At 72.7% G+C, this 9,836-nt stretch carries 9 protein-coding genes, 1 tRNA gene and 1 pseudogene; 3 read left to right on the forward strand and 8 right to left on the reverse strand.

Annotated features, from left to right (window positions below; translation table 11 throughout):
* Nucleotides 1–190 precede the first annotated feature (190 nt).
* The 3 genes from CR938_RS14475 to rnd all read right to left on the reverse strand — a co-directional run bounded on the left by CR938_RS14475 (nt 191) and on the right by rnd (nt 2,355).
* Complete coding sequence (locus CR938_RS14475; RefSeq protein ID WP_211365238.1) at nt 191–922, reverse strand: lysozyme; 732 nt, start codon at nt 920–922, stop codon at nt 191–193.
* Nucleotides 923–1,171: 249 nt separating this feature from the next.
* Nucleotides 1,172–1,247, reverse strand: a tRNA-Ala gene (locus tag CR938_RS12880).
* Between the two features lie 16 nt (nt 1,248–1,263).
* Nucleotides 1,264–2,355: a ribonuclease D gene (rnd, locus tag CR938_RS12885; protein WP_162125391.1), complete on the reverse strand. Its 1,092-nt coding sequence runs from the start codon at nt 2,353–2,355 to the stop codon at nt 1,264–1,266.
* A 64-nt stretch (nt 2,356–2,419) separates the two neighbouring features.
* On the opposite strand from rnd, the gene CR938_RS12890 reads away from it, so the two are divergent.
* On the forward strand, nt 2,420–4,324 hold the full coding sequence (locus CR938_RS12890; RefSeq protein WP_162125392.1) for a formylglycine-generating enzyme family protein: 1,905 nt from the start codon (nt 2,420–2,422) through the stop codon (nt 4,322–4,324).
* 26 nt (nt 4,325–4,350) lie between these two features.
* Nucleotides 4,351–5,235 (forward strand): M48 family metallopeptidase, encoded by an 885-nt coding sequence (locus tag CR938_RS12895; protein ID WP_162125393.1) that lies wholly within the window; start codon nt 4,351–4,353, stop codon nt 5,233–5,235.
* Between the two features lie 114 nt (nt 5,236–5,349).
* On the opposite strand, the gene phaR is transcribed toward CR938_RS12895, so the two are convergent.
* From phaR to gluQRS, 3 genes and pseudogenes are all read right to left on the reverse strand, one after another.
* Nucleotides 5,350–5,865, reverse strand: coding sequence for a polyhydroxyalkanoate synthesis repressor PhaR (gene phaR, locus CR938_RS12900; protein ID WP_162125394.1), 516 nt, complete (start codon nt 5,863–5,865; stop codon nt 5,350–5,352).
* Nucleotides 5,866–5,946: 81 nt separating this feature from the next.
* Nucleotides 5,947–6,687: a beta-ketoacyl-ACP reductase gene (gene phbB / locus CR938_RS12905; protein WP_162125395.1), complete on the reverse strand. Its 741-nt coding sequence runs from the start codon at nt 6,685–6,687 to the stop codon at nt 5,947–5,949.
* 25 nt (nt 6,688–6,712) lie between these two features.
* Nucleotides 6,713–7,630, reverse strand: a pseudogene (gluQRS, locus tag CR938_RS12910) (tRNA glutamyl-Q(34) synthetase GluQRS).
* A 92-nt stretch (nt 7,631–7,722) separates the two neighbouring features.
* Between gluQRS and htpX the strand changes: the two are divergent.
* On the forward strand, nt 7,723–8,592 hold the full coding sequence (gene htpX, locus CR938_RS12915) for a protease HtpX (protein ID WP_162125396.1): 870 nt from the start codon (nt 7,723–7,725) through the stop codon (nt 8,590–8,592).
* A 55-nt stretch (nt 8,593–8,647) separates the two neighbouring features.
* Here htpX and CR938_RS12920 read toward each other — a convergent pair whose 3' ends face one another.
* Together CR938_RS12920 and CR938_RS12925 are read right to left on the reverse strand one after the other, a co-directional pair.
* Complete coding sequence (locus CR938_RS12920) at nt 8,648–9,058, reverse strand: MliC family protein (protein WP_162125397.1); 411 nt, start codon at nt 9,056–9,058, stop codon at nt 8,648–8,650.
* Entirely contained in the window at nt 9,055–9,621 is a 567-nt protein-coding gene (locus CR938_RS12925) for a type 1 glutamine amidotransferase domain-containing protein (protein ID WP_162125398.1), read from the reverse strand. Before CR938_RS12925 ends, CR938_RS12920 begins: the two co-directional genes overlap by 4 nt.
* Nucleotides 9,622–9,836: the final 215 nt, after the last annotated feature.

The raw sequence follows: 9,836 nt of genomic DNA on the forward strand, positions 1-9,836 counted from the left end.
GATCTGGGTTTCCAGGCGGGCCCGGAACAAGTCATCGGGACGGACCGTCGGGTCCTCGGCGGGCGTCGAGCGGCGGCGCATCGGGGATCCGAATCTGCAAGGAATCGCGGGGGAGATTATCCGTTCCAGGCAAACTCAACACGACCCCTCGGCGCCACAGGCCGCATGGCTGCTGGCTATGAGGGGTTCTTCAGGGCCGACTCCGTAGCGTCGACGTCTGCAGCCGCCCCGCGCCAAGGTTGAACGTGAAGTCAACGATGGCCGCGAGCCGCGCCTCCGGCTCAGTGGCCAGTACCGGGCAGTAGCGCAGCGTCGCCGTCAGTGCCGTCTGCAGATCGCGCGCCAGATAGACCTCGGCTTCTGCCTCCGTGATCGGCGGATGCTTGGGGTCGCAGAGATGGCCGTAGCCAATCGTCGGATATCCTGCCGGGCAGATGTACGGATAGGCCCGGTTGGGATCGTGCTTTGGAACGCGGTGAAAGCCCTCGAAGCGCTTTGCAAGCTCAATGGCTTGGGGCGGCACGCGGATCACACGTTCGTCCGACCGCCCCATCACCGCAGCCCCTTTTCCAGCGTGCGATTGAGGAACCAGTAGTTCAGGATGCCCGCAAGCAAGGCCTGATCCGCTTCCGACCAAGCTGCGAGCAACGCCGGCCCGAACCCCACGTCCGACTGAACCGAGCCGACGAAGGTCGAGAGCTTCACCCCGGCATACATCAGCACGAAGGTAGGTGACCACGGGCCTGACCGTGGTGGACAGCGCATCGGCCCACTTCACGCCCGAGGTTCGGCCCTGCGCCGCAACCGCCTCGCGCAACGCTTCGATGGCCCCGGCGTTCCACGCGGCATCTGCACCCGCGCCGATCTCGGCCATGCGCTGCGCACCGCGCAGCTTCTCGAACTCCAAGGCCTTGTCCTGCATGGCGAGTTCATGACTGCGTCGGCACACAAGTCGGTCTGCGTGCGCTTCAGCCAAAAGTTGGCACGGATTTCGAGAGAAAAGAGGGCGGATCTGAGTCGAACCTGCCCCATTGAGGCGGCCCCGGCAATGGGCGCAGCACACGCAGAACCGGCCTGAACCCCGCTCTGCAGCGGGGGGCTCGCAAACGAAAGCGACGCTTCGCCAAAGGCAAAACGCCCAACCCCTCACGAGGTTGGGCGTTTGGATTTTTGGTGGAGCGGAGGAGGATCGAACTCCCGACCTTCGCATTGCGAACGCGACGCTCTCCCAGCTGAGCTACCGCCCCAACGAGGATGAAAATTCTAGCCCGAGGCCGGGGCGTTTGCCAACAGGGGGGCGAGCACCGGTTCCAGCTCGCGGCGCCGCCAGCCCTGCAGGGCCTCCGGCCATTGCCCGGCCAGCAGCGCCTCCAGGTAGCGGCGCGAGGCGAGCACGCCATCGGGCAGGGACAGTTCGGCGCTGCGCCGGGCCACCGCGTCCTGCAGCCGGCGCAGCGCATTGCGGTCCGGTTCCGCCGGCGGGGGCGGCATCCGCGCCTCGTCGGGCAGCGGGGTGGTCAGCGCCTTCCAGATCGCGCCGGCCAGCCTGCGCGGCGCCTTGGGCGTGGCATCCAGGCGCTGCTGCAGCTGGCGGGTGTCGGCCGGCGGATCCTTGGCCAGGGCCACGGCCAGCTCGTTGTCCAGCACCCAGGTGCGCGGCAGGTCGTGCTCGCGCGCATGCCCGTCGCGCCCGCGCAGCAGGCGGGCCCGGCGTCGCCGCCCGTCCACGCCGAGGAACTGCGCCGCGCGCAGCGCGAGGTGCGGCCAGGGCTCGCCCTCGTCGCGCGCGGCGGTGGCCAGCATGCGTTCCACGTCCTCGGCCAGCCAGGCCTCGCGGCCCAGCTCCTGCAGGCGGGCGCGGGTGGCCTGGGACAGCGCGTCCAGGTGGACCACCTCGTCGGCGGCGTACTCCAGCTGCGCCGGGCTCAGCGGCCGCCGCATCCAGTCCGAGCGGGTCTCGCCCTTGGGCAGGGTGACGCCGGCGATCCGCTCGACCAGCTTCTGGTAGCCCAGACCGGCGCCGATGCCCGCCAGGGCGGCGGCGACCTGGGTGTCGTACAGCGGACGGGGCAGGGTGCCGCAGGCGCAGCGCAGGGCGATCAGGTCCTCGCTGGCGCTGTGCATCACCTTGAGCACGCCGGGCGCGTCGAGCCAGGCGGCCAGCGCCGGCGCCATGCCGGGCACCAGCGGGTCCACCAGCAGCACCTCCCCGCCCACCGCCATTTGCACCAGTGCCAGCTTCGGCCAGTAGGTGCGTTCGCGCACGAACTCGGTGTCCAGGCCGATGCGGGGCGGGGCCGCCTCCAGGCGGCGCAGGAGTCCGGCAGGGTTGTCGATCCAGAGGGCTTGCGGCACGAAGGGTTCCATGGGGCGCGCGGTTGCCCGCGCCGGGCCCGATAGCCTAACGTCAAACCGGCATATGCGGACCGGCACCGAAGGGAGGACAGACTTGCGCGCGAGCGCCCGGACACTGGGCTGGACCCTGACGCTGCTGGCCTGCGCCTGCTCGCGCGCGCCGGAACCGCCCGCGGCGGAGGCACCGCCGCCCGGCGCGTCCGCCGCAACGGCGGGCGGGCCGCAGGTGACGGTGCGCGGCGACGAGCGCGACGCCGTGTTCGAGGTGTGGACGCCGCCGCCGGTGGAGATCGCGCCGGACGCCGACCGGCGCGCGCTGCGCCGGCAGGCCGCCGCCGCGCTGGAGCAGGGCCGCCTGTACGAAGACGCGGAAGCGGCGGTGCCGCTGTACCTGGCCCTTCTGCGGGCGGACGCGGACGACGCGGTGGCCCGGCGCGGCCTGGGGCGCGCGCGCCAGGCCCTGCTGCGCGCCGGGCGCCAGGCGCTGGACGCGGTGGCGGCGGACGCGGATGCGGACGGGGTGGCGCTGCGGCGGGCCACGGCGCTGGCCGCGGTGGCGCGCGCGGTGGCCGCGGAGGACGCGCAGGTGCAGGCCCTGCAGCAGGCGGTCGAACGTGCCCGCCGCGTGGCCGAGCTCGACCGCGCCGGCGAGGAGGACCTGCGCGCCGGCCGCCTGGACGGGCCGGGCGAAGGCGCGCTGGGCTACTTCCGCGAGGCGCTGGCCCTGGCGCCGGAGGATCCGCGCGCGCGCCAGGGCCTGGCGGCGGTGGAGAGCGCCCTGATCGACCGCGCCGAGGCCGCGGCGCGGAGCGTGGACTTCGAGGCGGCCGGGCACTGGCTGGAGCAGGCGCAGGCGGTGCGGGGGGACGCGGCCGGCGCGGTGGCCGACGCGCGCGGGCGGGTGGACGCCATCCGCGAGGGGCACATCCTGGCCCTGCGCGACGCCGCGCTGCGCGACCTGCTGCAGCCCACCGGGCTGCGCCAGGCGCGCGCGCGCCTGGCCGAGGCCCTGCGCATCGCCCCGCCGGGGCATGCGGTGGTGGCGCAACTGCGCGAGCGCATCGACCTGGTCACCCACTACGGCGTGTTCCGTCCCGGTCAGGTGTTCACCGACGCCCTGGCCGACGGCAGCCGCGGCCCGCAGATGGTGGTGGTGCCGCACGGCGCTTTCCGCATGGGGGCCGAGGACAGCGACCCGCAGGCCGCCGACGCGGAGAAACCGGCCCACTACGTGCGCTTCGACCGCGGCTTCGCCATGTCGCTCACCGAGGTCACCGTGGCCGAATTCGGCCGCTACGTGGCCGCCACCGGTGCCCGCCCGCGTGCCACCCGCCGCGGCAACTCCATCGTCTACGACGAGCGCAGTGGCAACTTCGTTCGCCGCAGCGGGGTGGACTGGCGTTCCAGCTACGACGGCAGCCCGGCCCGGCCCAACGATCCGGTGCTGCACGTGAGCGTGCACGACGCCGAGGCCTACGCCGCCTGGCTGTCGGAGCAGACCGGGCGGCACTACCGGCTGCCGAGCGAGGCCGAGTTCGAGTACGCGCTGCGCGCCGGCACCCGGGGGCGCTACCCCTGGGGCGACGACCCCGTGCCGCCGGAGCGGGTGGGCAACCTGACCGGCGGCGAGGACGTCTCGCCCAGCGGCCGGCGCTGGAACAACGCCTTCGCCGGCTACGGCGACGGCTACTGGGGCATCGCCCCGGTGGGCCGCTTCGCGCCCAACGCCTGGGGACTGCACGACCTGGCCGGCAACGCCAGCGAATGGGTCGCCGACTGCTGGCACGCCAGCTACCGGCGCGCGCCGGCCGACGGCGCGCCCTGGTTCAACCCGGGCTGCCGCACCCGGGTGGTGCGGGGCGGCTCCTGGGCCGGGTCGCCGGCCCAGACCCGCGCGGCATGGCGCGCGCCGATGGATTCGGATATGACTAGCGGGCGCGTCGGCTTCCGGCTGGTGCGCGGCATCTGACCAGGGACACTCAGGGAGGGTGGGGCATGCGCAACGATCCTCGGGCCGGAAGCGGGAGGCGCGCCACCACCGGCCGCGGCGGGCTGCGCTGGCTGATCCTGCTGGCCTTCGCCGTCTATGGCGGCTGCTACTACTTCTCCAACCGCACCGTGGACCCGTACACCGGCGAGACGGTGCTGATCGACAGCAGCATCGGCCCGGAGGAGGAGCGCGCGCTCGGCCTGCAGGCCTACCAGGAGATCCTCGCCCAGGAGCGGCCGCTGGATCCGTCCGACCCGACCGCGCAACAGGTGCGGGAGATCGCCGCGCGCCTGATCGACAGGGTGGACGAGGTCTCGGCCGCGATCGCCGCCGAGCACGGGCACCAGGCGCCGGAGCACTGGCGGCAGTTCGAGTGGGAGGTCAACGTCATCCCCTCCGACCAGGCCAACGCGTTCTGCCTGCCCGGCGGCAAGATGGCGGTCTACACCGGGCTGATCCCGGTGGCGCAGACCGCCGACGCCATGGCCGTGGTGATGGGCCACGAGATCGCCCACGCCCTGCTGCGCCACGGCGCCCAGCGCATGAGCCAGCAGAAGCTGGCGCAGATCGGGCAGATGGCCGGCGCCATGAGCGGCATGGACCCGCAACAGCAGCAGATGGTCATGGCGGCGATGGGCTACGGCTACCTGCTGCCGTACGCGCGCACCCACGAGACCCAGGCCGACGAGGTCGGGCTGATGCTGGCCGCGGCCGCCTGCTACGACCCGCGCGCGGCCATCGGCCTGTGGGAGCGCGTGGGCCAGGCCTCGGGCGGGCAGGCGCCGCCGGAGTTCGCCTCCACCCACCCGAACCCGGGCACGCGCATCCAGAACCTGCAGGCGCTGATGCCCAAGGCCATGGAGTACCGCCAGAGGTTCTGCCGCCAGTAGCGGATTCGTCGCGACCCTCTCCCGGCGGGAGAGGGCAGGGAGGGGGCGACGGGCCGGCCGCACGGGGAGCCGTCCCCGCCGCGCAACCCGGCGGCGGCCGGCCGGCGTGCGGGATCAGCGGCGCGTCTTGCCGCCGGTGGTGCCGCTGCCGCGTTCGTTCTCGCCGCCGGTGCCGCGGCCGGCCGGGCGGCCGAGGCTGCCGGCCAGCCCGCGCTGGAACGCCTTCCACAGTTCCAGGTTGCGCTCGGTCAGCTGGTTCATCGCCGTCCACGGCGTCTGCCCCAGCAGGTTGCCCATCTGCTGGCGGAAGGTCTGCTGCTGCTCCAGGAACAGCTGCATGCTGCGCTCCAGGTAGTTGCCCATGAAGCCCTGCAGCGAATCGCCGTAGAAGCGGATGATCTGGCTCAGCAGCTGGGTGGACAGCATCGGTTCGCCGTCCTGCTCGCGCTCGGCGATGATCTGCAGCAGCACCGAGCGGGTCAGGTCCTCGCCGGTCTTGGCATCGCGCACCTCGAACGACTCGCCGTCGAGGATCAGCTGGCGCACGTCCTCGATCGTGATGTAGCTGGAGATCTCGGTGTCGTACAGCCGGCGGTTCGGATATTTCTTGATGATGCGGGTGGCAGCCATCGGGCGCTCGCGGGCAGACTTCATGCACCCGAGGATGGCGCACCGCAGCAGCCTGCGCAACTGCCCCAGGTCACGCCGGATTCACCAGCCCATGTGGTGGCCGCCGTTGATGTCCAGGTTGGAGCCGGTGATCCAGGCCGCTTCCTCGGCCACGAGGAAGCCGACCGCGTAGGCGATCTCCTCGGGGCGGCCCAGGCGGCCGGTGGGGATGTCGGCGATGATCTTGGCGCGCACCTCCTCGGGCACGGCCATGACCATGTCGGTGGCCACGTAGCCCGGGGAGACGGTGTTCACGGTGATGCCCAGGCGGGCGTTCTCGCGCGCCAGGGAGATGGTGAAGCCGTGCATGCCGGCCTTGGCGGCGGCGTAGTTGGCCTGGCCGTACTGGCCCTTGAGGCCGTTGATCGAGCTGATCTGGACGATGCGGCCCCAGCGCCGCTCGCGCATGCCCTCGATCACCGCGCGGGTGACGTTGAACACCGAGTTGAGGTTGGTGTTGATGACCTCGTGCCACTGCTCGGCGGTCATCTTGTGGAAGGTGGTGTCGCGGGTGATGCCGGCGTTGTTGACCAGGATCTCCACCGGGCCGAGCTGCGCCTCGACCGCGCGCACCATCGCCTGGGCGCTCTCGGTGGAGGCCACGTCGCCGGGAACCAGGGTGACCGGATAGCCTTCGGTGGCCATCGCCTGCTGCCAAGCGCGCGCGCGGGCCTCGTCGCGGTAATTGGTGGCCACGCGGTGGCCCATGTCCACCAGGCGCTTGCAGATGGCGGTGCCGATGCCGCCCGTGCCACCGGTGACGAGTGCGACGCGACTGGTCATGCTGTGCCTCCCGGTGGTCCGCTATTCAGGTTGGAGATTCCCAAGCAGTTGTAATGGCCGCCCCAGCAAAGTGCAAGCGGGCCGGCAGCCGTGCCGGATCGAAGCCGGCCACCGCGCGCGCCAGCAGCGCCGCCACGCTGCCGGCCCCCTGCAGCACGGCCGGGTCCTGGCCCAGCAGGGCCCAGCACAGGCGCAGCGGCGGCAGCGGATCGGCCGCGTCCACCGGCAGCGCCGCGCTGGACTTGGACAGCTTGCGGCCCCCGGGATCCAGCACCAGCGGCAGGTGCAGGTAGCACGGGGTGGGCAGGCCGAGCGCGCGCTGCAGCAGGATCTGCCGCGGCGTGGAATCCAGCAGGTCGGCGCCGCGGACCACGTCGGTGATGCCCTGGTCGGCGTCGGCCCCCACCACCGCCGGCTGGTAGGCCCAGGAGCCGTCGGCGCGCAGCAGCACGAAGTCGCCGACCTCGGCGGCCACGTCCTGGCGCTGTGGCCCCTGCAGCAGGTCGTTGAACTCCACCACGCTGCCGTCGGGCACGCGCAGGCGCCAGGCCGGGTGCGGGCGCGGCGTGGCGGAGACGCAGCGGCGGTGGACGCCGCCCTGCGCAGCCAGTTCGCTGCGGCTGCACGGGCAGGCGAAGGCCAGGCCGGCCGCGACCAGCCGGTCCAGCGCGGCGCGTTAGAGGTGCTGGCGCCGGCTCTGCCGCACCACCGGCAGATCCGATTCCAGGCCGAACGCGGCCAGCGTGGCCAGCTGCAGGTCGGCCGCGCCGGGCACCTCGCGCGGCGGATCCAGGTCCTCCACGCGCACCAGCCACTGGCCGCCGGCATGGCGGGCCAGCAGCCAGCTGCCGAAGGCGGCCAGCAGCGAGCCGAAGTGCAGGGGGCCGGTGGGCGAGGGCGCGAAACGGCCGCGGTAGGCGGGCGCGGGAGGGGTGGATGGCATGCGGGCATGGTCGCGGCTGGCCGCGGTTGATTTCAAGGCGCGCCGTCACCATCTTTACGGCATCCCGCAACCACACAGCCGGAGTCGCCTTCGTGTTCACCCGTATCGCCCTGTTCCTTGCCACCAACCTTGCCGTGCTGGTGCTGGCCGGCATCGTCATGTCCATCCTGGGTGTGCACCCGCAGCAGTTGGGCGGGCTGCTGGTGATGGCCGCGATCTTCGGTTTCGGCGGCTCGCTCATCTCCCTGCTGACCTCCAAGTGGATGGCCAAGCGCGCCACGGGCGCCTACGTCATCACCCAGCCGCGCAACGAGACCGAGCGCTGGCTGCTGGAGACGGTGCGCCGCCAGGCCCAGGCCGCCGGCATCGGCATGCCCGAGGTGGCCATCTACGACGCCCCGGAGATCAACGCCTTCGCCACCGGCGCCAACCGCAACAACGCGCTGGTGGCCGTGTCCACCGGCCTGCTGCGCAACATGAACGCCGACGAGGCCGAAGCGGTGCTCGGCCACGAGGTGGCGCACATCGCCAACGGCGACATGGTGACCATGGCCCTGCTGCAGGGCGTGCTCAACACCTTCGTGATCGTGCTGGCGCGCGTGGTCGGTGGGGTGGTGGACAGCTACCTGTCCGGCAACCGCGAGGACCGCGGTCCGGGCCTGGCCTACTTCGCCATCGTGATGGTCCTGGAGATCGTGTTCGGCCTGTTCGCCACCATGATCGCCATGTGGTTCTCGCGCCGGCGCGAGTTCCGCGCCGACGCCGGTGGCGCGCGCCTGGCCGGCCGGCACAAGATGATCGCCGCGCTGGAGCGGCTGGCCCTGAACCAGGGGCAGAGCACATTGCCGGCCCAGGTCGCTGCGTTCGGTATCGCCGGCGGCATGGGCCAGGGCCTGCGCAGGCTGTTCATGAGCCATCCGCCGCTGTCCGAGCGCATCGCCGCGCTGCGCGCGGCCGCCTGAGCCGGCCCGGCACCAGCCCGCCCGCGCCGCCCGCCTCTCGGCGGGCGTCGCGCTTTCAGCCGCCGGTGGCCGGGGTGCCCGCCACCGGGCGCTGGCCGGACAGGGTCAGCCGGCCGCCGCCATCCTCCTCGAGGAACTCGTTGCCGTTGGCGTCGGCATGGCGCGTGCCGGAGGCGGCGGTGGCGCGCGGCAGCAGCAGCTGGCCGCGCTCGTGGGTCAGCACCAGCGTGTCGGCCTGCGGATCGAAGCGCACGGCGATGTGCTCGTCGCCGCAGACCCAGCGAGCCTCGCGGCCCCGCGCCTGGCCCGGCGGCCGGGGAGGCACCGGCGCGGTCGGTCCGGCCTGGACGGGCGTGGGCGTGGCCGGACCGTCCTTCTGGACCGTGGCGCTGGCCGCCGGCTCCTGCGGCCGGCATGCGGCCAGCAGGAGCAGGCCCAGCGGCAGCAGGACGCCCACCCGGCTCATGCGCTGCGCGCCTGCCCGGTGTGGCGGCCTTCGCCGATCTCCTCCACCAGCTTGGCGCAGAAGGCCGGCAGGTCGTCCGGGGTGCGGCTGGTGACCAGGCCCTGGTCCACCACCACCTCGCGGTCCACCCAGTGCGCCCCGGCGTTCTCCAGGTCCCTGCGGATGTTGGGCACCGAGGTCAGCTCGCGGTCGCCGGCCAGGTCGGCGTCCACCAGCACCCACGGGCCGTGGCAGATGGCGCCGACCGGCTTGCCGGCCTCGAAGAAGCCGCGGGTGAAGCGGATGGCGCTGTCGTCGTGGCGCAGCGCGTCGGGGTTGAACAGCCCCCCGGGAATGACCAGGGCGTCGTAGTCGCCGGCGTCGGCCTGGGCGAGCGTGCGATCCACCTCGACCGTGCGGCCCTTGTTGAAGTGGCGCATGCCCTGGATCGTGCCTCCGGCGGGCGAGACCACCTCCACCTCGGCGCCGGCCTCGCGCAGGGCGCGCAGCGGTTCCAGCAGTTCGGATTCCTCGAAGCCGTGGCTGGCGAGGATGGCGACGCGCTTGCCGTCGAGTCGGGACATGGGCTTGCTCCGTTGGGGGTGGGGGCGGCCCCGCAGCATAGGCGCCGCCGCGCATGGGAGGCGCGAAGGCGGCGTCGGCAAAACATTACCTGATTAGCCCCGACCCTCAGCCGCCAGTCGCAGGATGTGCGTCGCCCACCGCCGAGCATACGGCCACCTGAAGGCGACGAGGTGGCGTCATGAGCATCAATTCCGTGCAGTTCCAGGCTGGCCTG

Origin of the sequence: Pseudoxanthomonas taiwanensis, assembly GCF_010093135.1 — a bacterium.
Taxonomy (GTDB): domain Bacteria; phylum Pseudomonadota; class Gammaproteobacteria; order Xanthomonadales; family Xanthomonadaceae; genus Pseudoxanthomonas; species Pseudoxanthomonas taiwanensis.

What these genes read in the sequence shown, in the direction of transcription:
- CR938_RS14475 (WP_211365238.1), bottom strand. Translation starts at nt 922, where the DNA reads ATGCAGGACAAGGCCTTGGAGTTCGAGAAGCTGCGCGGTGCGCAGCGC.
- CR938_RS12890 (WP_162125392.1), top strand. Translation starts at nt 2,420, where the DNA reads ATGCGGACCGGCACCGAAGGGAGGACAGACTTGCGCGCGAGCGCCCGG.
- CR938_RS12895 (WP_162125393.1), top strand. Translation starts at nt 4,351, where the DNA reads ATGCGCAACGATCCTCGGGCCGGAAGCGGGAGGCGCGCCACCACCGGC.
- phaR (WP_162125394.1), bottom strand. Translation starts at nt 5,865, where the DNA reads ATGGCTGCCACCCGCATCATCAAGAAATATCCGAACCGCCGGCTGTAC.
- phbB (WP_162125395.1), bottom strand. Translation starts at nt 6,687, where the DNA reads ATGACCAGTCGCGTCGCACTCGTCACCGGTGGCACGGGCGGCATCGGC.
- CR938_RS12920 (WP_162125397.1), bottom strand. Translation starts at nt 9,058, where the DNA reads ATGAGCCGGGTGGGCGTCCTGCTGCCGCTGGGCCTGCTCCTGCTGGCC.
- CR938_RS12925 (WP_162125398.1), bottom strand. Translation starts at nt 9,621, where the DNA reads ATGTCCCGACTCGACGGCAAGCGCGTCGCCATCCTCGCCAGCCACGGC.